22 protein-coding genes and 1 riboswitch are annotated in these 22,229 nt (G+C 75.3%); of the genes, 17 read left to right on the top strand and 5 right to left on the bottom strand.

The features are described 5' to 3' along the window. Window positions 1–63 precede the first annotated feature (63 nt). Together CELGI_RS00365 and CELGI_RS00370 are read left to right on the top strand one after the other, a co-directional pair. Window positions 64–420 carry a YciI family protein gene (locus CELGI_RS00365; protein ID WP_013882134.1) on the top strand — a complete coding sequence of 119 codons (357 nt, stop codon included), beginning with the start codon at window positions 64–66 and terminating at the stop codon, window positions 418–420. A 410-nt stretch (window positions 421–830) separates the two neighbouring features. Continuing rightward, the gene (locus tag CELGI_RS00370) at window positions 831–1,952 is read left to right on the top strand and encodes a fatty acid desaturase family protein (RefSeq protein WP_013882135.1); all 1,122 of its coding nucleotides are present in this window, start codon (window positions 831–833) and stop codon (window positions 1,950–1,952) included. A gap of 183 nt (window positions 1,953–2,135) precedes the next feature. Here the strand turns inward: CELGI_RS00370 and CELGI_RS00375 are convergent, their stop codons facing one another. Beyond that, window positions 2,136–2,339 carry a cold-shock protein gene (locus tag CELGI_RS00375; protein WP_013882136.1) on the bottom strand — a complete coding sequence of 68 codons (204 nt, stop codon included), beginning with the start codon at window positions 2,337–2,339 and terminating at the stop codon, window positions 2,136–2,138. Between the two features lie 673 nt (window positions 2,340–3,012). Here CELGI_RS00375 and CELGI_RS00380 point away from each other — a divergent pair. From CELGI_RS00380 to CELGI_RS00425, 10 genes are all read left to right on the top strand, one after another. Further along, the gene (locus CELGI_RS00380) at window positions 3,013–6,255 is read left to right on the top strand and encodes an esterase-like activity of phytase family protein (RefSeq protein WP_013882137.1); all 3,243 of its coding nucleotides are present in this window, start codon (window positions 3,013–3,015) and stop codon (window positions 6,253–6,255) included. Between the two features lie 62 nt (window positions 6,256–6,317). Continuing rightward, the gene (locus tag CELGI_RS00385; RefSeq protein WP_013882138.1) at window positions 6,318–6,842 is read left to right on the top strand and encodes a low molecular weight protein-tyrosine-phosphatase; all 525 of its coding nucleotides are present in this window, start codon (window positions 6,318–6,320) and stop codon (window positions 6,840–6,842) included. Window positions 6,843–6,870: 28 nt separating this feature from the next. Next, on the top strand, window positions 6,871–8,037 hold the full coding sequence (locus tag CELGI_RS00390) for a pyridoxal phosphate-dependent aminotransferase (RefSeq protein ID WP_013882139.1): 1,167 nt from the start codon (window positions 6,871–6,873) through the stop codon (window positions 8,035–8,037). A 74-nt stretch (window positions 8,038–8,111) separates the two neighbouring features. After that, window positions 8,112–8,474 (top strand): TFIIB-type zinc ribbon-containing protein, encoded by a 363-nt coding sequence (locus CELGI_RS00395; protein ID WP_013882140.1) that lies wholly within the window; start codon window positions 8,112–8,114, stop codon window positions 8,472–8,474. 28 nt (window positions 8,475–8,502) lie between these two features. Next, window positions 8,503–9,738: a ThiF family adenylyltransferase gene (locus CELGI_RS00400; protein WP_013882141.1), complete on the top strand. Its 1,236-nt coding sequence runs from the start codon at window positions 8,503–8,505 to the stop codon at window positions 9,736–9,738. A gap of 71 nt (window positions 9,739–9,809) precedes the next feature. Then, window positions 9,810–11,168, top strand: coding sequence for a molybdopterin molybdotransferase MoeA (locus CELGI_RS00405; RefSeq protein ID WP_013882142.1), 1,359 nt, complete (start codon window positions 9,810–9,812; stop codon window positions 11,166–11,168). Beyond that, the gene (moaC, locus tag CELGI_RS00410) at window positions 11,165–11,641 is read left to right on the top strand and encodes a cyclic pyranopterin monophosphate synthase MoaC (RefSeq protein ID WP_013882143.1); all 477 of its coding nucleotides are present in this window, start codon (window positions 11,165–11,167) and stop codon (window positions 11,639–11,641) included. Before CELGI_RS00405 ends, moaC begins: the two co-directional genes overlap by 4 nt. Then, window positions 11,638–12,429: a molybdenum cofactor guanylyltransferase gene (gene mobA / locus CELGI_RS00415; protein ID WP_245528128.1), complete on the top strand. Its 792-nt coding sequence runs from the start codon at window positions 11,638–11,640 to the stop codon at window positions 12,427–12,429. Before moaC ends, mobA begins: the two co-directional genes overlap by 4 nt. Next, window positions 12,426–12,692, top strand: a complete 267-nt coding sequence (locus tag CELGI_RS00420; protein WP_013882145.1) for a DUF6457 domain-containing protein — start codon at window positions 12,426–12,428, stop codon at window positions 12,690–12,692. Before mobA ends, CELGI_RS00420 begins: the two co-directional genes overlap by 4 nt. Next, window positions 12,689–12,922 (top strand): MoaD/ThiS family protein, encoded by a 234-nt coding sequence (locus CELGI_RS00425; protein WP_013882146.1) that lies wholly within the window; start codon window positions 12,689–12,691, stop codon window positions 12,920–12,922. The genes CELGI_RS00420 and CELGI_RS00425 overlap by 4 nt, the downstream gene beginning before the upstream one ends. Window positions 12,923–12,928: 6 nt before the next feature. Here the strand turns inward: CELGI_RS00425 and moaA are convergent, their stop codons facing one another. The 3 genes from moaA to CELGI_RS00440 are packed head-to-tail and all read right to left on the bottom strand — an operon-like array spanning window position 12,929 to window position 14,864. Next, window positions 12,929–13,978, bottom strand: a complete 1,050-nt coding sequence (gene moaA / locus CELGI_RS00430; RefSeq protein WP_013882147.1) for a GTP 3',8-cyclase MoaA — start codon at window positions 13,976–13,978, stop codon at window positions 12,929–12,931. Next, window positions 13,975–14,388 (bottom strand): molybdenum cofactor biosynthesis protein MoaE, encoded by a 414-nt coding sequence (locus tag CELGI_RS00435; RefSeq protein WP_013882148.1) that lies wholly within the window; start codon window positions 14,386–14,388, stop codon window positions 13,975–13,977. The genes moaA and CELGI_RS00435 overlap by 4 nt, the downstream gene beginning before the upstream one ends. Next, window positions 14,385–14,864, bottom strand: coding sequence for a MogA/MoaB family molybdenum cofactor biosynthesis protein (locus CELGI_RS00440; RefSeq protein ID WP_041574028.1), 480 nt, complete (start codon window positions 14,862–14,864; stop codon window positions 14,385–14,387). The genes CELGI_RS00435 and CELGI_RS00440 overlap by 4 nt, the downstream gene beginning before the upstream one ends. Window positions 14,865–15,026: 162 nt before the next feature. After that, window positions 15,027–15,114: riboswitch (glycine riboswitch) on the top strand. A 164-nt stretch (window positions 15,115–15,278) separates the two neighbouring features. Between CELGI_RS00440 and gcvP the strand changes: the two genes are divergently transcribed. The 5 genes from gcvP (at window position 15,279) to CELGI_RS00465 (ending at window position 21,021) form a co-directional block, all read left to right on the top strand. After that, window positions 15,279–18,257, top strand: coding sequence for an aminomethyl-transferring glycine dehydrogenase (gene gcvP / locus CELGI_RS00445; protein ID WP_013882150.1), 2,979 nt, complete (start codon window positions 15,279–15,281; stop codon window positions 18,255–18,257). A gap of 34 nt (window positions 18,258–18,291) precedes the next feature. Beyond that, complete coding sequence (gene gcvT, locus CELGI_RS00450) at window positions 18,292–19,425, top strand: glycine cleavage system aminomethyltransferase GcvT (RefSeq protein WP_013882151.1); 1,134 nt, start codon at window positions 18,292–18,294, stop codon at window positions 19,423–19,425. 35 nt (window positions 19,426–19,460) lie between these two features. Then, entirely contained in the window at window positions 19,461–19,832 is a 372-nt protein-coding gene (gene gcvH / locus CELGI_RS00455; RefSeq protein ID WP_013882152.1) for a glycine cleavage system protein GcvH, read from the top strand. A gap of 314 nt (window positions 19,833–20,146) precedes the next feature. Beyond that, window positions 20,147–20,377 carry a helix-turn-helix domain-containing protein gene (locus tag CELGI_RS00460; protein WP_013882153.1) on the top strand — a complete coding sequence of 77 codons (231 nt, stop codon included), beginning with the start codon at window positions 20,147–20,149 and terminating at the stop codon, window positions 20,375–20,377. 236 nt (window positions 20,378–20,613) lie between these two features. Continuing rightward, window positions 20,614–21,021 carry a (deoxy)nucleoside triphosphate pyrophosphohydrolase gene (locus CELGI_RS00465; protein ID WP_013882154.1) on the top strand — a complete coding sequence of 136 codons (408 nt, stop codon included), beginning with the start codon at window positions 20,614–20,616 and terminating at the stop codon, window positions 21,019–21,021. A 29-nt stretch (window positions 21,022–21,050) separates the two neighbouring features. Here CELGI_RS00465 and CELGI_RS00470 read toward each other — a convergent pair whose 3' ends face one another. Then, window positions 21,051–22,184: a MalY/PatB family protein gene (locus tag CELGI_RS00470; RefSeq protein ID WP_211206542.1), complete on the bottom strand. Its 1,134-nt coding sequence runs from the start codon at window positions 22,182–22,184 to the stop codon at window positions 21,051–21,053. Window positions 22,185–22,229 lie beyond the last annotated feature (45 nt).

Consider the following 22,229-nt stretch of genomic DNA (forward strand, 5'->3'; position numbering starts at 1 on the left):
GGGCGTCGGGCGTCACCCCCGTGACGGCGGGACCGACCCGTCGCGCCCCTCGAGGAGGAACCCATGTCCCAGGCGACCCACCTGCTCCTGCTGCACGGCGACGAGACCGCGTGGGCGGCCCGCACGGACGACGAGCGTGCGGCCAACGAGGCCGCGCACGGACGCTTCCGGGCGCTCGCGGCCGGCCGCGGCCACACGATCGTCGGCGGCGAGGAGCTGCAGTCGGCGAGCACGGGCCGTGTGGTGCGGCGCCGCGCGGGCACCGCGCCGGGTGTCACCGACGGCCCGTTCGGCGAGATCACCGAGGTCGTCGGCGGCTTCTACCTGGTGGCCACGGAGGACCCGGAGGACCTGCTGGCGCTGGTGGTCGAGACGCTCTCGGAGGACGTGGAGCTGCGCGCGACCGTGCCGCACCCGTAGGCCCCGGATATTCGCTGGGCGGCCCCCCGGCCCCGGCGTAGCGTCGTCGGCACACACGGAAGGAGGTGGTCCGAGAGATGAAGCTCTACCGGACGCGAGAGGTGACTGCCCGCTAGTCGCCCGAGGAACTCGGACGGACTGCACCCGCCGCGCCTCACCGGTCAGGACACCGGCGGGGCGGTGAGCGGACCACCGGCAGTCACCGCAGCCCGTGGGAGCCGCGACCTCGTCCCTCGCGGCGGGGCCCCGTCAGGGGCCCGGCCCACGGGCTGTCCCGCGCCCGCGGCAGATCCGCACAGTCCGTTCACCGGACCGTCCGGCGCGATCCGGACACCCCGGGTTACTGTGGCATGGCGATAGGCACACGCCTTTGGCAACGACGCCCGCCGCGCGGGCCACACACCCGGCAGGTGCTCATCGCCACTTCTACCCCCCTCCCCGCGACCGCGCTGCGTGACGGATTCCGCCCGACGGTCGCCCGGGACACCTCGTTCCCGCACCTGACGCATGCGTACACGCAGGTCGCGCAGATGGTCCGCGACCGTGGCCTGCTGCGCCGCGCGTACGCGTTCTACGGCGGCGTGGGTGCCGCGCTCGTCGTCGGCTTCGCCGCCGCGCTCGCCGGCTTCCTGCTGCTGGGCGACAGCTGGTTCCAGCTCCTCATCGCCGCGGGGCTCGGCATCCTGTTCACGCAGACGGCGTTCGTCACGCACGAGGCCGCGCACAAGCAGGTCCTGGCCGGCGGCCCCGCCAACGACCGCCTGGCCCAGATCCTCGCGTGCGGCGTGGTCGGCGTGAGCTCGTCGTGGTGGAACACCAAGCACAACCGTCACCACGCGAACCCCAACCGCGTCGGCAAGGACCCGGACATCGAGGTCGACACGATCTCGTTCATCGAGGAGGACGCCGCCAAGGCGTCCGGCCTGCTCGGCTTCATCACGCGTCGGCAGGGCTGGCTGTTCTTCCCGCTGCTGACGCTCGAGGGCCTGAACCTGCACCGCCTGGGCCTGCAGCACCTGCTGGCGCGCGGCGAGGTCAAGGGCCGCGCGACCGAGCTCAGCCTGATCGCCGTGCGGTTCGTGCTGTTCTGGGCGCCGGTGTTCTGGCTGCTGCCGCTCGGCATGGCCTTCGCGTTCCTGGGCGTGCAGCTCGCGGTGTTCGGTGTCTACATGGGGGCGTCGTTCGCGCCCAACCACAAGGGCATGCCCATCGTCGCGCGGGACGCCAAGCTGGACTTCTTCACCAAGCAGGTGCGCACCTCCCGCAACGTCGCGGGTGGCTGGTGGGCCACGTGGCTCATGGGGGGCCTGAACTACCAGGTGGAGCACCACCTGTTCCCGAGCATGCCGCGGCCGCACCTGGCCCAGGCGCGCCGGCTGGTGCGCGAGCACTGCCGCGTGCTCGACGTGCCGTACACCGAGACGAGCCTGTTCCGCTCGTACGCGATCGTCGTGCGGTACCTCAACGAGGTCGGCCTCGCGGCACGTGACCCGTTCGAGTGCCACGTGGTCGCGCGCTTCCGCAAGGTCTGAGCGAGCGCACCGCCCGCACGACGAAGCCCCGGACCCTCGGCGGGTACCGGGGCTTCGTCGTCCCACGGCGCGGGTACGGGGTGCAGCGCGCCGGGGACGACGAAGGGGGCCGCGCTCGCGCGCAGCCCCCGAGGATCGCCACCGGTCGCCGGCCTCACGGCGAGGCGACCGGTGGGGAGCTCGTCACAGCGGGCGGATGTTCTCCGCCTGCGGGCCCTTGGGGCCGCTCGCGACGTCGAACTCGACCTGCTGGTTCTCCTCGAGGGTACGGAAACCGCTCGTCGCGATCGCGCTGTAGTGCGCGAACACGTCGGCGGAGCCGTCGGAGGGGGCGATGAAGCCGTAGCCCTTCTCCGCGTTGAACCACTTCACAGTTCCGGTGGCCATGATGTCTTCTCTCGTTCGAGGGGCGCGGTCGCGGGCGCGACCTCGCTCGCCGCGACCCTCAGGGCGCGGACGGTTGTGGGCGCGGGCTCGGCGTGAGCTCGCGGTGTGGTGGGCAGCCGCGCGGCCGGGGGCCGTGCACGGCAGGGGCCGCGGCGCTGCGGCGGGGTGCAGGAGCGCGGAGGCCTCGGGCCAGGTCGCGACGACGCCGACGGGCCGCGAGTAGCGGTCGCTGACGTGGAGACCGTCGGAGGCGCGCTGGGCGAGGCCCGCGTACTCGTCGTCGACGGTGGCGACCCAGAGGTCCATGTCGGCCTGGCGCCAGCGGGGCGTCACAGACCGGGGACCTGTCGGGGACAGGTGATCAAGAAAGGTGAAGATGATGATGACTGCTCTCGCTCCGCACGACCAGCGCGGAGGTGGATCGGGTGACGACGGGCGCCGTCCTGGCTCGCGGTCCTGCTTCGATGCGGAACCGAAGAGCGCAGCGGACAGTGCCCGCGACATGAACGCAGGTGCCAGCGTACACGGCGAAGCCCTTCCGGGGGAGCCCCCGGGACCATCGGCCTGCGCAGCGCCCTGGTCAGGCAGCCGCCGCGGACCGTTCACCACGGGTTCGGGCACCGGACACCGGCGGGCACGACGCTGCCCCCGACCACGTCCTCGAGGAGACCCGATGCTGCCTGCACGCCCCCGCCGTGCGCCCGTCCGCGCACCGCGCCGCGCCGCCGCACCCGCCGTCGCCGTCACGGTGGCGCTCACCGCCACTGGCCTGACCTGCGCACCCGCGGTCGCCGCCGCGCCGCCCGCACCCGGCTGGTCCGACGCGGGCTGGACCGCGCCGGCGGCCGACGCCGCGTTCCACCGGCTGGCCACCTACCCGGTCTACCTCAACCGCCCTGCGGGCACGGACGCCGCCGACCCGACGGTCGCGGAGATCTCCGCGGTCAGCGAGGACGGCACCACGTTCGTCCACACCGACGCGCTCGCGCGCCGGATCGGGTTCGTGGACATCACCGACCCCGCGCACCCGGTCGGGGCCGGGACGCTCGACCTGGCCGCGGACCTCGGCGTGGGCGCGCACGCCGAGCCCACGTCGGTGGCCGTCGTCGGCGGCTACGTGCTCGTCGTCGTGGACACGTCCGCGTCGTTCATCGAGCCGTCGGGCGCGCTCGTCGTCGTGGACCTCGCGACGCACCGGGTGGTCCGCACGCTGGACCTGCCGGGCCAGCCCGACTCGATCGCGCTCACGCCGGACAAGGGGCACGCGGCGATCGCGATCGAGAACCAGCGCGACGAGGACGCGACCCCCGCCGGGGCCGCGAAGGGCGACCTGCCGCAGCTGCCGGGCGGCTCGCTCGTGCTCGTGGACCTGCCCGACGTGGCCGCACCCGCCGACTGGTCGCTGCGCACCGTGCCGTTCACCGCGGGCGACGAGGCGCTGCCGTCCTTCGTCGCCGCGGGGCTCGACACCCCGCAGGACCCCGAGCCCGAGTACGTCGCGGTGGATCCGACGGGCAGCACGGTGGCCGTGACGCTGCAGGAGAACAACGGGATCGTGCTGGTGGACGTCGCCAGCGGCGCCATCACGGACGTGTTCTCCGCGGGCACGCAGGCCGTCGCGGGGATCGACACGGTCAAGGACGGCGTCATCTCGCAGACGGGCGCCATCCCCGCGGTGCCGCGTGAGCCCGACGCGATCGGGTGGCTGGACGCCACGCACGTCGCGATCGCGAACGAGGGCGACTGGAAGGGTGGGACGCGCGGCTGGTCCGTGCTGGACACCACCACGGGCGCCGTGGTGTGGGACGCGGGCGCCGAGCTCGAGCGCCTCGCCGTGCGCGTGGGTCTGCACACCGAGGACCGGGCCGCCAAGAAGGGCGTCGAGATCGAGGGCCTCGCGGTCGCGACCCTGGGCGGGACGCCGTACGCGTTCGTCGGCTCGGAGCGGTCCAACTTCGTGGCGGTGTACGACGTGAGCGACCCGGTGCACCCCGTGTTCACCCAGGTCCTGGCCACGACCAACGGCCCCGAGGGCATCCTGCCCGTGCCCGGCCGCGACCTGCTTCTGGTGTCCTCGGAGACCGACGCGGCGTCGGCGGGCGTGCGCTCCGCCGTGACCGTGTTCGGCCGCGGTGCCGCCCACGCGGGTGGCGCGGACTTCCCGTCGGTCGTCTCCGCGGACGCCGCGGGCGCACCCATCGGCTGGGGCGCACTCGGCGCGCTCGCGGCCGACCGCCGCGACGACGAGCGGCTGTGGTCCGCCACCGACGCCGCCTACAAGGACACGCGCCTGCTCTCGATCGACGTGAGCAGCTCACCCGCCGTGATCGACCGCCAGCTGCGCGTGACCGAGGGCGGCGCGGGCGTGACGCTCGACGTCGAGGGCGTGGCCACGCGTGCGGGCGGTGGGTTCTGGCTGGGCGTCGAGGGCGCGACCGGTGGGGCCAACCAGATCGTGCGGACCAACGCGTACGGTGCGGTCGTCGAGCGCGTCTCGCTCCCGGCCGACGTCGCGGCGGGCCTGACCAAGTGGGGGATCGAGGGCGTGACCACGCTCGACGACGCCGCGGGCGAGCACGTGTGGGTCGCGCTGCAGCGTGGCCTGACCACGGACCCCGGCGGGCTGGGCGGCGCGGCACGGCTGGGCCGCTACGACGTCGCGACGGGGGCGTGGGCGTGGTTCGCGTACCCGCTCGAGACCACGGCCACGGCCGGCGACTGGATCGGCCTGTCCGAGGTGGTCGCGGTCGACGCGGACACGCTCGCCGTGATCGAACGCGACAAGCTCAACGGCCCGAACGCGGCCGTCAAGCGCGTCTACACCGTGGACGTCCCCGCGAGCGACCCCGCCCCGGGGACGGTGGGCACGCTCACCAAGACGCTCGCGCGCGACGTCCTGCCGGACCTGCGGGCGACCGCGGGCTGGACCCAGGAGAAGCTCGAGGGTCTGACGATCGCGGGAGACGGCACGGTCTGGGCCATCACCGACAACGACGCGCTCGCGGACGCCACGGGTGAGACCGTGCTGCTCGACCTCGGGACGCGCAGCGCGGTGTTCGGCGCGAGCACGACGAGCACCGAGCTCACCGTCACGGGGAGCCTGCGGTACGGCGAGCGCCAGACGCTCACCGCGACCGTCACCCCCGCCACCGCGGGCACGGTGACGTTCCGCGACGGCGAGCGGACGCTCGCGACGGCACCTGTTGCGGCCGGCTCGTCGGCCGGAGCTGCGTCCGCCGAGGTCACGCTCGGCGCCGGTACTCACCGGCTCACCGCCGAGCTCACGCCGTCGGGCACGGACGTCGCGGGCTCGTCGTCGTCGACCGTCACCGTCACGGTGACGCGCGCGGCGACGCGCACGACGACCACGCTGGTCGCCCCGCGGGTCGCGTACGGCACGGCCGCGAAGGTCAAGGTCGCGGTCACGGGCACCGCCGCCGCACCGTCCGGACGGGTCGAGGTGCGCGAGGGCACGCGCGTGCTCGGCACCGCGACCCTGCTGGTCAGCGGCACACGCGGCACCGCGACCGTGACGCTCCCGGCACGCCTGGCCGTCGGCTCGCACCGGCTCACCGCGGTCTGGGCGGGCACCACGCATGTCGCGGGCTCGTCGTCGTCCGCGACGCTGCAGGTCACGAAGGCGACGCCGCGCATGAGCCTCGCCGCCGCGTCGTGGACCGTGGCCAAGGGCAGCCGCCCGGCTGTCGTGGTCCGCGTGAGCGGCGCGGGTGCCACGCCCACCGGCACGGTCGTCGTGCGGGTGGGGGCCACCACGGTCGCGAAGCGCGTGCTGCGGGACGGGACCGTCGTCGTGACGCTCCCGGCCGCGCAGCGCACGGCCCGCGTGACGGCCACCTACCTCGGGGGTCCGTCGTACCGCTCGGCCACGACCGCACGCACCCTCACGGTCCGTTGACCGCGCGTGCGGGCGGGGGCGACGGGTCCCCGCCCGCACGCGCCGTGGGCCAGGATGTGCGCGTGACGTATCGCGTGATGACGGTGTGCACCGGCAACATCTGCCGGTCGCCGATGGCGGAGATCGTGCTGCGGGACCGGTTCGCCCGGGCCGGGCTGGGTGACCGCGTGGTGGTGGACTCCTCGGGCGTGTCCGACGAGGAGCACGGCAACCCGATCGACCCGCGCGCCGAGGCGGTGCTGCAGGCGCACGGGTACCTGGTGGACGACGGGCACCGCGCGCACCGGATCACGCCCAGCGAGCTCGCGTCGCGCGACCTGGTGCTGCCGATGACGGCCCAGCACGCGCGTGCGCTGCGGCGGCTCGCCGCGGGTGCGCCCGACGCGAGCGTGGACCACGTGGTGCTGTACCGGCGGTTCGACCCGGCCGCGCCGGACGTGGCGCCGGGTGAGCCCGAGCACGTGCTCGACATCGACGACCCCTGGTACGGCGGCATCCGCGACTTCGAGGTGTGCCTTGCGCAGCTCGAGGCCGGTGCGGACCACGTGGTCGAGCACGTGCGGGAGCAGCTGGCCGCGCGCGCCTGATCCGCCACGCGCGCGGCAGGATGGGGCCATGAAGGTCGCCGCCCGCGCGCACGTGCCGCCGTTCGCCGTCATGGAGATCATCGCGGCGGCCAACGCGCGCCGCGCCGCGGGTGAGCACGTGCTCAACCTGTGCGCGGGGGAGCCGTCGACCGGTGCCTCGGACGTGGTGCGGCAGCGCGCGGTCGAGCTGCTGACCAGCGGCGACCTGGGGTACACCGAGGCGCTCGGTGCGCCGGGCCTGCGGGCCGCGATCGCCGCGCACTACGCCGGCTGGTACGGCCTGGACGTGGACCCCGCACGCATCGCGGTCACCACCGGGTCCTCGGGCGGGTTCATGCTGACGTTCCTCGCCGCGTTCGACGTGGGTGACCGTGTCGCGCTCGCGCGGCCCGGCTACCCCGCCTACACCAACATCCTCGCGGCGCTCGGGTGCGAGGTCGTCGAGCTGGCGTGCGGGCCGGAGAGCCGGTTCCAGCCGACCGTGGCGATGCTCGAGGCCGCGCACGCCCGCGCCCCGCTGACGGGCCTGGTCGTCGCGTCGCCCGCGAACCCGACCGGCACCATGATCGACGCCGCCGAGCTCGAGGCGCTCGCGGCGTGGTGCGGCGAGCACGGCGTCCGCCTGGTCAGCGACGAGATCTACCACGGCATCACGTACACGTCCGCGCAGGTCGCGACGGCCGCGCGCTACCTCGACGCGGGTGCCGTCGTCGTGAACTCGTTCTCCAAGTACTGGGCCATGACGGGGTGGCGGCTGGGTTGGCTGCTGCTGCCCGACGACCTGGTGGGCCCGGTCGACGCGCTCGCGGGCAACGTCGCGCTGTGCCCGCCCGCGCTCGCACAGCACGCCGGCGTCGCGGCGTTCTCCGCGGCGGGCATGGCCGCGGCACGCGAGAACGTGGAGCGCTACGCCGAGTCCCGTGCGCTGCTGCTGGCGCGCCTGCCGGAGCTCGGCTGGACGCACGTCGCACCCGCCGACGGCGCGTTCTACCTGTACGGCGACGTGTCCGCGTCGGGCCTGGACTCCGTGACGTGGTGCGCGCGCCTGCTCGACGAGGCGGGCGTGGCGCTCACGCCCGGCACCGACTTCGACCCCGTGGACGGGCACCGGTACGTGCGGCTGTCGTTCGCGTCCTCGCCGGCCGTGGTGGCCGAGGCCGTGGACCGGATCGTGGCGTGGCAGCGCGGGCTGTGACGCGCACGGGCACCTGCGGGCGGGTCCGGTCGTTGAACCCCTGACCGTCCGCCGAGACCCTTCAGGAGCTGCGCATGCGGTGCCCCGTCGACCAGGCCGAGCTCGTGATGACCGAGCGGCAGGGTGTGGAGATCGACTACTGCCCGACGTGCCGCGGGATCTGGCTGGACCGCGGGGAGCTGGACAAGATCCTCGACCGCGCGGCCGCGCAACCCGCGGCACCTGCGTATGGCACGCCCCCCGGGGACACGCGCACCGCGTACCCCGACCCGCGGTACGCCGACCCGCGCCCGGCCGAGCGGTACGACGACCGGCGTGAGGACCGGCGGGACGACCGCTACGGAGCGCCGTCGCGCGACCCCCGGTACGACGACCCGCGCTACCGCCGCAAGAAGAAGCGCGAGTCGTGGCTCGAGGACCTGCTCGACTTCGGCTGACCCGCGACGGCGCCCGTAGGTTGGGCCCGTGAGGATCGACCCGCTCGTCGCACCCGGACCCGCGCTCACGCCCGAGCAGACCGCGCGTGCGGCCCGGCACCTGCTGCTGCCCGGCGTGGGGCTCGAGGGGCAGCGCCGGCTGCGGGCCGCGCGCGTGGGTGTGATCGGCGCGGGCGGCCTGGGCGCGCCCGTGCTGCAGTACCTGGCCGCCGCGGGCGTCGGCACGCTCGGGATCGTCGACGACGACGTGGTCGACGTGTCCAACCTGCAGCGCCAGGTCATCCACGCGACCTCCGACGTGGGCCGGTCCAAGGTGGACTCGGCCGCGCACACGGTGCGCGCGCTCGACCCCGACGTCGTCGTGGTGCCGCACCGCACGCGGCTCACGCGTGAGAACGCGGCCGACGTGCTCGCGGGGTACGACGTGCTGGTGGACGGCACCGACAACTTCCCCACGCGCTACCTGGTCTCGGACACCGCCGCGGCCCTGGGCGTGCCGGTGGTGTGGGGCTCGGTCCTGCGGTTCGACGCGCAGGTGTCCGTGTTCTGGTCCGCGGCACCCGGCGGCGGCGTCACGCTGCGGGACCTGTTCCCCGTCGAGCCCGGGCCCGACGAGGTGCCCTCGTGCGCCGAGGCCGGCGTGCTGGGCGCGCTGTGCGGGCAGGTGGGCTCGCTCATGGCCACCGAGGTGGTCAAGCTCGTGTGCGGGCTGGGTGAGCCGCTCGTGGGCCGCGTGCTGGTGCTCGACGCGTGGCGGTCGCGGTGGTCGGAGCTGCCGCTGCGGCCCGCGGGGGCGGCGACGCCCGCCCCGCTCCGCACCGCCGAGCCGCCCGCCGGGGCACCTCGCACGGTCGAGGCACCGGCCACCGCGCCGCGCCCCGCCGAGGTGCCGCGCACCGCGTTCTCGGCCGCGCCGGACTCGCGTCCGGCGGGTGCGCCCGCGTCCGTCGTCGCCGGCGTGCCGCAGGTCGGCGCGGACGCGCTCGCGGCTCGGCTCGCGGACCCGGCGGACCCGCTCGTCGTGATCGACGTGCGCGAGCCCGCGGAGATCGCCGCCGCGGCGCTGCCGGGTGCGGTGCCGGTGCCGCTGCGCACGGTGCTCGACGGCACCGCGCTGCGCGACTGGCCGCACCCCGCCGACGTCGTGGTCCTGTGCCACTCGGGCGCACGAGCTCAGGCCGCGGCCGAGGTGCTGCGGGCCGCGGGCGTGGACGCCGCGAACCTCGCGGGCGGCATCGTCGCGTGGCAGGCGCGCACGCGCTGAGGACGGCGAGCGCCGCGCATCCGGCGCTCGACCTCATGGGACGATCGCCCGGGCGACGAGAGGGGTCACACGTGCGAGGGCTGGACGAGCACCGGGCGGCGGCGCGTGCGCTCGGCGCACCCCTGCCCGCGGTCGAGGTGGACCTGCTGGACGCGCAGGGCCTGGTGCTCGCGGCCGACGTGGTCACCGACTCGGCGCTGCCCCGCTGGGACAACTCCGCGATGGACGGCTACGCGGTGCGTGCCGCGGACGTCGCCGCGGCCCGTCCCGACGAGCCCGTGGCGCTGCGTGTGGTGGCCGACCTCGCCGCCGGGTCCTCCGCGACGCCGCAGGTGCTGCCCGGGACCGCCGCGCGCATCATGACGGGCGCCCCGCTGCCCCCGGGGGCCGATGCCGTGGTGCCGGTGGAGCTCACGGGTGCGGGCGCCGCGTCGCACGCGGACGACGTGTGCGCGCGTGACGAGCCCGCACCCGCGTGGGCCGACGACGCGCCGGTGCTGGTGCGGCAGGCCGTCGCGCCGGGTGCGCACGTGCGCCGGGCGGGTGAGGACGCCGCCGCGGGCGACGTCGTGCTGCGCGCGGGCACGCTGACCGGGTCCGCCGTGGTGGGCGCCGCGGCCTCGCTCGGCCGCGCGACGCTCGTCGTGCACCGCCGTCCGCGGATCGCGGTCGTGGCCACGGGAGACGAGCTGGTGCCGCCCGGGACGCCGCTGCGGCACGGCCAGATCCCCGACTCCAACTCCTGGCTGCTGGCCGCCGCGGTGAGCGACGCGGGTGCGGACGTGCTGCGCCTGGGGCCGACGTCCGACGACCCCGTGGCGCTGCGTCTGCTCCTGGCGGCGCTCGACGCGGGTGAGCACGGCCAGGTGGACGGCATCGTCACGTCGGGCGGTGTGAGCGTGGGCGCGTACGACGTGGTCAAGGCCGCGCTCGCCGACGAGCCGGGCGTCGAGTTCGTGCGCGTCGCGGTCCAGCCCGGCAAGCCGCAGGGGCTGGGCCGGCTGCCCGGCGGCACGCCGGTGTGGACGCTGCCCGGCAACCCGGTGAGCGTCGCGGCGTCCTTCGAGGTCTTCGTCCGGCCCGCGCTGCTGCGCATGCGCGGGCTCACCGACGTCGAGCGTCCGCGCGTGCGTGCCGTCGCGGCCGGCGCGTGGCGCACGCCGCCCGGGCGCGCCCAGGTCATGCCCGCCCGCCGTGCCGCGCCGTCCGCGCTCGCGGAGCCGGCCGCCCACGCGGGTCCGGCCGCGCTGTCCGCGCTGACCGGCCTGGCCGCGTCCTACGACCCGCGCGTGCCCGTGCAGCCCGCGTCCGCGCGCGGCTCGGGCTCGCACCTGGTCGCCCGCCTCGCGGCCGCGCACGGCTTCGCGATCATCCCCGCCGACGTCGACGAGGTGCGCGTCGGCGACACCCTGGAGGTCTTCTGGACATGAGCGAGCTCACCCACCTCGACGCACGCGGCCACGCGCGCATGGTCGACGTCACGCTCAAGCAGCCGACCGTGCGCTCCGCGACCGCGACCGGGCTGGTCCGGTGCGGACCCGCGGTGGTCGCCGTGCTGCGGGACGGCACGGCCCCCAAAGGTGACGTGCTGGCCGTCGCGCGCATCGCGGGCATCGCCGCGGCCAAGCGGACCCCCGAGCTGCTGCCGCTCGCACACGTGATCGGGGTGCATGGCGCGGTCGTCGACCTGGACGTGATCGACGAGGGTGTGCGCATCACCGCGACCGTGCGCACCGCCGACCGGACGGGGGTCGAGATGGAGGCGCTCACGGCCGTGAGCGTCGCGGCGCTCGCGGTGGTGGACATGGTCAAGGGCCTCGACAAGTCCGTGCGCATCACCGACGTGCAGCTCGAGGCCAAGACGGGCGGCAAGTCGGGCGACTGGCGCCGCACCGACGGATGACCACGCCCGACGAGCAGGCAGCCGGCTGGCCGGCGGCCGACGCCGGGGCCGGGCCGACGCCCATGTTCGACGCGATCGTGCTCGCCGGCGGCGCCGGGCGCCGGCTCGAGGGCGCGGTCAAGCCCGAGCTCGTGCTCGGCGGGCGCGCGCTCGTCGACCACGCGCTCGACGCGGTGTCCCGCGCGCGCCGCTGCGTGCTCGTCGCGCCGCCCGCGCTGACCCGCCCAGGCGTCCCGACCACGCTCGAGGACCCGCCGCTCGGCGGGCCGGTCGCCGGCCTCGCCGCCGGGCTCGCGCTGCTCGTCGCGCCGCCCGCGGACCTGGCGGGCGTGCCGGGTCCGGCGGGCGCTGCGCGCGCCGCCGAGGTGGTCGTCGTGCTCGCGTGCGACGTGCCGCGCGCCGGTTCCGTGGTCCCCGCGCTCGTGGCCGCGGCGAGCGCGCCGGGGACCGACGGTGCGCGCCTGGTCGATGCCGAGGGTGCACCGCAGCACCTGGTCGCCGCGTACCGGACGGACGCGCTGCGGACCGCGCTCGCGTCGCTCGCGGAGGTGCGCGGCGCTTCGGTCCGCCGGCTCGTCGCGGGGCTGCACCTGCGCGACGTGCCCGACCCGGGCGGCGCGGGTGAGGACGTGGACACGTGGGCGGATGCGCGCCGCGTGGGCGCCGCGCTGTCCGGGGCCGGCGCACCTGGCCGCGAGGCGGCGCCGGGCCCGTCCGCGCCCACGGCCGACGCGGTGCGTGACACGATCGGACCCGAACGTCCGCGCCAGCCAGGGAGCAAGTCATGACCGACCCGCGTACCGCCCCGGGAGCCGACCTGCCGCAGTGGGTCGCGCACGTGACCGCGCTGCTGGGCGTCGATCCCGGTGCCGTGGACGTGGACCGGCTGCTGGGGCTGTCGAGCGACGTCGCGCACGCGGTCGCACGGCCCGCGGTGCCCGTGACCATGTTCGTCGCAGGGCTGGCGGCGGCGGGCCGGACGCCCGACGAGGTCGCCGCGCTGCTGGCCGACGTCGAGGCCGCCGCGCGCGCGTGGCCGGAGCCCGCATGATCACGGTCCGGTACTTCGCCGCGGCGGCGGAGGCCGCGGGCCTCGACCGGGAGAACGCGGCGGCCGGCCCCGGCGCGGACGTGCGCGCGGGGCTCCTGGAGCGGCACCCCGCGCTCGCGCCGATCCTCGACCGGTGCGCGCTGCTCGCCGACGGCCGTCGCCTGGCGGACGACGACGACGTGCCCGCCGGTGCCACGCTCGACGTGCTGCCGCCCTTTGCGGGCGGCTGACGCGGCTCAGCCGCCGATCGCGCTCATCGGGCGCCGGGGCTGCAGGAACGTGGGGTCGTCGATGCCGTGCCCGGCCTTCTTGCCGGCCAGGCAGCGCCGGTACGCCTCGGCGAGGCCCTCCGCGACCTCGCCGTCCGGCGCCGTCCGCAGGATCTCGCGCGTGTCCACCTCGGCCTGCGAGAACAGGCATGCGCGCAGCTGGCCGTCGGCCGTGAGGCGCAGCCGGTCGCATGCGCCGCAGAACGGCGCGCTCACCGACGCGATGACGCCCACGGTCGCGGGCCCGCCGTCGACGTACCAGAGCTCGGCCGGTGCGGCACCGCGCCCCGGCACCTCGGTCAACGTGAACGCCGCGGTCAGCCGCTCGAGGATCTCGGCCTGCGTCACCATGGCCGTGCGGTCCCACGTGTGCCCGCCGTCCAGCGGCATCTGCTCGATGAACCGCATCTGGTAGCCGCGCTCCACCGCGAACCGCGTGAGCGCCACCACCTCGTCGTCGTTGACGCCGCGCATCGCCACCGCGTTGATCTTGACCGGGTGCAGCCCCGCGGCGTCCGCGGCGGCGATGCCCGCGAGCGTCTCCACCAGGCGGTCGCGCCGGGTCAGCTCGGCGAAGCGCGCGCGGTCGAGCGTGTCCAGACTGACGTTGACGCGCTGCAGCCCCGCGTCGCGCAGCGGCGCCGCGAGCGCGGGCAGGCGCAGGGCGTTGGTGGTCAGCGAGACCTCGACCGGGGCGCCGTCGGGCGTGGTCAGCGCGGTCAGGCGGCGCACCACGTCCACCACGTCCACGCGCAGCAGCGGCTCGCCGCCCGTGAGCCGGATCTCGCGGATGCCCAGGTCCACGCCCACCGCCGCGACGCGCACGATCTCGTCGGTGCTGAGCATGGTCGAGCGTGCGAGCCAGGGGACGCCCTCGGCGGGCATGCAGTACGTGCAGCGCAGCGAGCAGCGGTCCGTCAGGGAGATGCGCAGGTCGTGGTGCGCGCGCCCGAACCGGTCGACGAGCGTGCCGCGCGGTGTCGCGGCCGATCCGTCGCTGACCCCGGGGCCCGTCACAGGCCCACCCAGTGGTGCGTGCCGCCCGCCAGGAGCTCGCGCTTCCACACCGGCAGCTCGGCCTTGACCGTCTCCACCAGGGCGCGGCACGCGTCGAACGCCTGCGCGCGGTGCGCGGCGGCGACCGCGACCACGATCGCCGCCTCACCGACGCGCAGGTGACCCGTGCGGTGGCTGACCGCGACACCGAGCACGTCGGGCTCGTCGGCCACGCGTCTGGCCAGGTCCGTCAGCACCGCACCCGCGTCCGGGTGCGCGCTGTAGTCGAGGCCCACCACCTCGCCCGTCACCGACGGGTCGTGGTCCCGGACCAGCCCGACGAACGTCGCGACCGCCCCCGTGCGCGGCCCGCTCACGTGTTCCACGTGAAACAGCAGGTCAAGCGGCTGGTCGGTGACGGCCGCGATCATGCGTGATCACCGCCCCGGACCTGGCTCAGCAGATGCGGCAGCAGCGGGAGCAGCACGCCCAGGCCCTCCGCGACGCCGCGCGGCGAACCGGGCAGGTTGACGAGCACGGCGCCCGACGCGGTGACCCCGACCAGACCGCGGCTCAGCACCGCGGTGGGCACGTCCGACGAGCGCCGCAGCAGATCCGCGACACCCGGCAGCTCCTTGACCAGCAGCGGGCGCGTGCCCTCGGGCGTCTCGTCGCGCGGGCCGACGCCCGTCCCGCCCGAGGTCAGGACCAGGTGCGCACCGGCCGCCACCGCGGCCTCGAGCGCGCCGCGCACGCTCGTCGCGCCGTCGGGCACCACCACGGGCGCGTCCACCGCGAAGCCCGCGGCGCGCAGCCGCTCGGCGGCGGCAGGGCCCGAGAGGTCCTCACGCGTGCCGGCGGCGCTGCGGTCGGACACGACCACGACGACCGCCCGGGGGGTGCTCACCCGGTCAGGCTAACCACGACCCGGTGCGGGGTGCGCGGCCGCCCACCGTGCAATCTCGGGCGCACGCCCACGGTCGGCCCTGGGACACCGCGACCGTGGCGCGAGGGAGCGGGTAGCCTGCTCGTGTGCGGCCGAGCCGCGCGCCCAACTGAACACGCTGCTCGAACCGAGGCGGGAGAGACCCGCGTGCGGGCGCCGAAGGAGCAACCCTCCCCGGGAATCTCTCAGGCACCAGTACCGCCACGGCGAGGCAACTCTGGAAAGCGGCCGGAACGCACGGCCCACCGACGGTGCAAGCCGGCGCGCCCCGTAGGCGGACCGGCAAAACTCTCAGGTCGTCGCGCTGCGACGGATGACAGAGCGGGGAGTCCCAGCCCGTTCCGGCGACCCACCGGACGACCCCCGGAGCAGCCCGTGTCGATCGCCCCCACCTCAGGTCCCGCCTCCGCACCCGCGGCGCGGGAGTTCGCCGACCGGCACATCGGGCCGCGCGGCGACGAGACCGCGCGCATGCTCGCCACGGTCGGCTACCCGACGCTCGACGCGCTCGTCGACGCCGCGGTGCCCGCCTCGATCCGCAGCGCGCGTCCCCTGGACCTGCCCGACGCGCGGGACGAGCACGAGGTGCAGGCCGCGCTGCGCGCGATCGCGGACCGCAACACGGTCCTGCGCCCGCTGATCGGCCAGGGCTACTACGGCACGCACACGCCGCCGGTGATCCGCCGCAACGTGCTCGAGTCGCCCGCCTGGTACACCGCGTACACGCCCTACCAGCCCGAGATCAGCCAGGGCCGGCTCGAGGCGCTGCTCAACTTCCAGACGATGGTCGAGGACCTCACGGGCCTCGCGATCGCGAACGCGAGCCTGCTCGACGAGGCGACCGCGGTCGCGGAGGCGGCCGCGCTCATGTGGCGCGCGCAGCGCGGCAAGGCGGGCACGGTCGTGCTCGACGACCAGCTGTTCCGGCAGTCGCTCGCGGTCACGGTCGGGCGTGCGCAGGCGATCGGCCTGACCGTGGTGGTGGCCGACCTCAGCCAGGGGCTGCCCGCGGTCGAGGGTGACCTGATCGGCCTCGTCGTGCAGCAGGTCGCGGCCTCCGGACAGGTGCGGGACCTCACCGACGTGATCGCGGCGGCCAAGGAGCGCGGCGGGCTCGTCACGGTCGCCGCGGACCTGCTGGCGCTCACGCTGTTGACCTCGCCCGGCACGCTCGGCGCCGACGTCGCGGTCGGCTCGGCGCAGCGGTTCGGCGTCCCGCTGTTCGGCGGCGGCCCGCACGCGGCGTTCATGGCCGTGCGTGAGGGGCTCGAGCGCATGCTGCCGGGGCGGCTGGTCGGCGTCTCGGTGGACGCCGACGGCGCGCCCGCGTACCGGCTCGCGCTGCAGACGCGTGAGCAGCACATCCGGCGTGAGAAGGCCACGAGCAACATCTGCACCGCGCAGGCGCTGCTCGCGATCGTCGCGTCGATGTACGCGGTCTACCACGGGCCCGACGGCCTGCGTGCGATCGCTGAGCGGACGCACCGGCACGCGGTGACCCTCGCCGCGCGGCTGCGCGACCTGGGCGTCGAGGTGGAGCACGACGTCGTGTTCGACACGGTGCGCGCGGTCGTCCCGGGCCGCGCGGCGGACGTCGTCGCGGCGGGGGTGCGCCAGGGCGTGAACCTGTGGGCGCCGGACGCGGACCACGTCCAGGCGAGCGTCGACGAGACGACGGACGACGACGACGTCATGTCCGTGGTCCTGGCGTTCTTCGCGGCGGGTGCGACCGACGCCCCGTTCGGGACGGACGACGAGCAGTGGACCTCGCCCCGCGAGTCGTTCACGGTCCGCGGCGGCGCGTTCGCCTACAGCCCGATCGCGGTCTCGGCCGCGCTGCCGGACTGGGCGACGCGCACCGACGAGTACCTCACGCACCCGGTGTTCCACGTGCACCGCTCCGAGACGGCGATGCTGCGGTACCTGCGTCGGCTGTCCGACCAGGACCTGGCGCTCGACCGCACGATGATCCCGCTGGGCTCGTGCACCATGAAGCTCAACGCCACCGCGGAGATGGAGCCCATCTCCTGGCCGCAGTTCGCGGACGTGCACCCGTACGCCCCGGCCGAGCAGACGGCGGGCTACGCCCAGCTGGTCACGCAGCTGCAGGACTGGCTCGCGGAGATCACCGGGTACGCGGCGGTCTCGGTGCAGCCCAACGGCGGTTCGCAGGGCGAGTTCGCGGGGCTGCTGGCCATCAAGGCCTACCACCACGCACGCGGTCAGGCGCAGCGCGACGTGTGCCTCATCCCCGCCTCGGCGCACGGCACCAACGCCGCGTCGGCCGCGCTCGCGGGCCTGCGCGTCGTCGTCGTCGCGACGGCCGACGACGGCGAGATCCTGCTGGACGACCTGCGCGCGAAGCTCGAGCAGCACGGCCCGCAGGTCGCGGCGATCATGATCACGTACCCCTCGACGCACGGCGTGTTCGAGGCGCACGTGCGGGAGGTCTGCGACCTGGTGCACGAGGCCGGCGGCCAGGTCTACATCGACGGCGCCAACCTCAACGCGCTCGTCGGGCTCGCGCGGCCGGGAGAGCTGGGTGGCGACGTGAGCCACCTCAACCTGCACAAGACGTTCTGCATCCCGCACGGCGGGGGCGGGCCGGGCGTGGGCCCCGTCGCGGTCGCGGCGCACCTCGCGCCGTACCTGCCGGGCGACCCGACGACGAGCCCCACGGCGCCGACGAGCGACGCCGACCCGGCGCTGCACGTCCCGCCGGTCTCGGCCGCGCCGTGGGGATCGGCCGGGATCCTGCCGATCTCCTGGGCGTACGTCGCGCTCATGGGCCCCGACGGCCTGCTGCGCGCCACCCAGGTGGCGGTGCTGGCCGCGAACTACCTGGCCACGCGCCTGCGCGAGCACTTCCCGGTGCTCTACACGGGTCCGAACGGCCTGGTCGCGCACGAGTGCATCCTCGACCTGCGCGGGCTGACCAAGGACACGGGCGTCACGGCCGAGGACGTCGCCAAGCGGCTCATGGACTACGGCTTCCACGCGCCCACGCTGAGCTTCCCGGTCGCCGGCACGCTCATGGTCGAGCCCACCGAGAGCGAGGACCTGGCCGAGCTCGACCGGTTCGTCGACGCGATGATCGCCATCCGCGCGGAGATCGACGAGGTCGCCGCGGGCACGTGGCCGCTCGAGGACTCGCCGCTGCGCCAGTCGCCGCACACCGCCGCATCGGTCACGGCCGACGAGTGGACGCACCCGTACGGCCGTGAGCGTGCGGCCTACCCGCTGCCCGGCCTGCGCCGCGGCAAGTACTGGCCGCCCGTGCGGCGCATCGACGGCGCGCGCGGCGACCGCAACCTGGTCTGCTCGTGCCCGCCCGTCGAGGCGTTCGAGCAGTGAGCGTCCCGTCGACCGTCCGACCCGAGGAGCGCATGTGACCCGGCTGTCCCCCCTGCACGACGAGCACGTCGCCCTGGGCGCCGCGCTGACCGACTTCGCGGGCTGGCAGATGCCCCTGCGCTACGGCTCGGACGTCGCGGAGCACACCGCGGTGCGCACGGCCGCGGGTCTGTTCGACCTGTCCCACATGGGTGAGCTCGAGCTGTCCGGGCCGGGTGCGGGCGATGCGCTCGACCGCGCGCTCGTCGGGAACCTGTCCGCGCTCGCGGTGGGCCGCGCGCGTTACACGATGATCTGCGCACCCGACGGCGGCGTGCTCGACGACCTCGTGGTCTACCGCCTCGAGGACGAGCGCTACCTCGTCGTCGCGAACGCCTCGAACGTCGCGGTGGTGCGTGACGCGCTGACCGAGCGACTCGCGGGCCGGCCCGACGCCACGCTCGAGGACCGGTCCGAGCAGACCGCGCTGATCGCGGTGCAGGGCCCGCTCGCCGAGCAGGTGGTGGGGGGCCTGGTGCCCGAAGCGACCGAGGCCCAGGCGGTGCGGGAGCTGCGGTACTACGCCGCGGTCCGCGCGACCGTGCAGGGGATCGACGCGCTCGTGGCCCGTACGGGCTACACGGGCGAGGACGGGTTCGAGCTGTTCGTGCCCGCCGACGAGGCCCCCGCGCTGTGGCGTGCGGTGCTCGCCGCGGGCGCGCCGCTGGGACTGGTGCCCGCGGGCCTGTCCGCGCGCGACTCGCTCCGGCTCGAGGCCGGCATGCCCCTGTACGGCAACGAGCTGGACCGGACCACCACCCCGCACGACGCGGGGCTCGGCCGGGTCGTCAGGCTCGACAAGGTCGACCGCGACGGGATGCCGCTGCCGTTCGTCGGCCGCGACGCGCTCGAGGCGCGTGCGCATGCGACGCCCGCGCGCACGCTCGTGGGCCTGCAGGGCCTGACGCGCCGTGCCGCGCGCCACGGCTACGACGTCGTCACCACCGGGGGCACGGTCGTCGGGACGGTCACGTCCGGCGCCCCGTCACCCACGCTCGGGCACCCCGTGGCGATGGCGTACGTGACGCCCGAGGTCGCCGCCGAGGGCACCGACCTGGCCGTTGACGTGCGCGGTCGGCACGAGGCCGTCCGGGTGGTCCCACTTCCCTTCTACCGCCGCGCGCGGTAGACCTCCCCTAGAGACACCGAGAGACGGAGCACCTCATGGCTGATCTGCCGCCCGACCTGCAGTACACGCTCGAGCACGAGTGGCTCGCGCAGGGCACCCCGTCGACCGTCGGCATCACGTCGGTCGCGGCCGAGGCGCTCGGCGACATCGTCTACCTCGAGCTGCCCGCGGTGGGCGAGACGATCACCGCCGGGGCCGTCGTCGGCGAGATCGAGTCGACCAAGTCGGTCTCCGAGCTGTACTCCCCGGTCACCGGCACGGTGGTCGAGGTCAACACCGCCGCGGTCGACGACCCGTCGGTGGTCAACACCGATCCGTACGGCGCCGGCTGGCTCCTCAAGGTCGAGGTGACCGAGGCCGGGCCGCTGATGTCAGCCGAGGAGTACGCCGCGCACGCGGCGGGCTGAGGGGCCGCCGGGCGGGGTGGAACCCGTCGGGCGGGCAGGGGCACGGCAGTTCGGAGTGTGGTGCGGCGTGCGCGAGCACGCCCGTCCGGTCGACCGGGTGAAACGGTCGACCCCCGAGGGTCCGGGGTATCAGGCCGGACCCGAACCGCTCATTGAGGGGCGCAGCTGGTGCCGCGCACCGTCCGAGAGAGACCCGGGAAAAGAAGTTCGGAAACCCGCGTCATGGGTCGTCACCCGGTCCCTCTCATCCGACGAAGCGCGCACCACTGGCACCTGGCCAGGTCGCCCGGTGCGCCGCCCGAACGGAGGACATCATGAGCATGCTGGACAGCCACGGGACCGTGACGGTCACCGAGAGCCTCACCCGTCGCGAGCGCGTGGTGCTCGCGGAGCTGGCGGAGGACGTCACCCTCGAGGAGATCGCGACGCGTCTGTTCGTCACCCGCAACACCGTCAAGTCGCAGGTCCGCAGCGTCTACCGCAAGATCGGCGCGTCGACCCGCGCGGAGGCGGTCGCCTGGGCCGTCGCGCACGGGATCCGCTGAGGCCGACGCTGCACCCGACGCCCCACCCGCGCCGCACGGACCTCGCCCCCCCACGCGAACCGCCCGGCACGCACCCGCGGGACCTGCACCCGCGCACCCGCCCCCACCTGACCAGCCGCGCCGCCCACGACGACGAAGCCGCGCACGGCACGACGAACGGCCCGCCCCATCGCCGGGGCGGGCCGTTCCGCCGTTCGTCGTCGGCGGGGGTGGTGCGGGCCTGGCACACTCGCGCCATGTCACCTGTGCTCGTCGTCGCGGCCGCGATCGTGGACGACCTCGACCGGCCCGACGAGCTGCTCGCGGCGCGGCGGGCGACCCCCGCGAGCCTTGCCGGGAGGTGGGAGTTCCCCGGCGGGAAGGTGGACGGCGACGAGACGCCCGAGGCCGCGCTGCACCGCGAGATCCGCGAGGAGCTGGGCGTGCGCATCGCGCTGGGTGCCGAGGTCGTCGGGCCCGACGAGGGGATGTGGCGGCTCTCGGAGAAGTACGTCATGCGGCTGTGGTGGGCCGAGCTGGTCGCGGGAGTGCCCGAGCCGCTCGTGGAGCATGACGCGCTGCGCTGGTTGCCGCGCTCCCGCTGGCTGGACGTGCCGTGGCTCGACGCCGACGTGCGCATCGTGGAGCACCTCGACGGCCTCTGACCTGGTGGTTCAGCCGTGGGCGAACGGCATCACGGCGCGATCGCCGCGATGCGGCGCACCGCCTCGGTGAGGATCGCGGGGGACGTGGCGATGTTGAGCCGGACGTGTCCGGCCCCCGGCGCCCCGAACGTCGGACCGGGGTTCACCGCCACGCGCGCCTCGCGCAGCAGCACGCGGGCCGGGTCCTCGACGCCCGGCAGCACCGCGCGCAGGTCCAGCCACGCGAAGTAGGTGCCCGCGCCGGGCGTCCACCGAGCGCCCGGCAGGTGTTCGTCGAGCAGCGCGCGCAGGTGCACCCGATTGCCGCGCAGCTCGGTCAGCACCTGGTCCAGCCACGGCCCGCCCTCGCGCAGCGCCGCGCAGTGTGCGACCACCGGCACGTGCCCCACGCCGTGCTCCACCAGCTCGTCGATGCGTGCCAGGTCCGCCACCGCATCCGACCCCGGCACGGCCACGGCCGCCTTGAGGCCCGCCAGGTGGAACGCCTTCGAGGCCGAGTGCAGCGCGATCGCGTGCGGGATCACCGTGGTCGCGGGCGTGAACGAGCCGTCGAGCGTGAGCGGTGCGTGCACCTCGTCGACCACCACGCGGACCCCGTGCCGGACGGCGAGCTCGCCGACCGCGCGCAGCTCGTCGGACGTGTGGACCGTGCCGGTCGGGTTCTGCGGGTGGCACAGCAGGAACGCCGCGGGTCGGCCGCCCGCCGTCGCCGTGCCGAACGCCGCCTCGAGCGCGGCCAGGTCCAGCCGGTGGTCCGCACCGAGCGGTGCCTCGATCACGTGCCGGCCCGCGCGGCGCAGGTACGCCCAGAACGGCGGGTACACGGGTGGGTTCACGACGACCGCGTCGCCCGGGCCGGTCAGCAGGCCGACCATCTCGACGACGCCCGCCATGATCTCCGGCACCAGCCGCATGGCCGACGGCTGGGTGGTCCAGCCCCAGCGACGCTGCGCGAACCCCGCGAACGCCTCCTGGTAGGCCGTGCCCACCGGGTAGCCGGTGTCGCCGCGGCGGACGGCGTCGCTGACCGCCCGGACCACGGGCTCGCACACCTCGACGTCCATCTCGGCGACCCACAGCGGGAGCACGTCCTCGGGGTACTGCCGCCACTTGGCGCTGGTCCGGGTGCGGAGCTCCGTCACCGGCACGTCGAAGATCGCCACCCCCCGACGCTACCCGCCCCATCCCACCCCCCGACCTGGCGGTCA

Source organism: Cellulomonas gilvus ATCC 13127 (assembly GCF_000218545.1).
In the GTDB taxonomy this organism is placed as follows: domain Bacteria; phylum Actinomycetota; class Actinomycetes; order Actinomycetales; family Cellulomonadaceae; genus Cellulomonas; species Cellulomonas gilvus.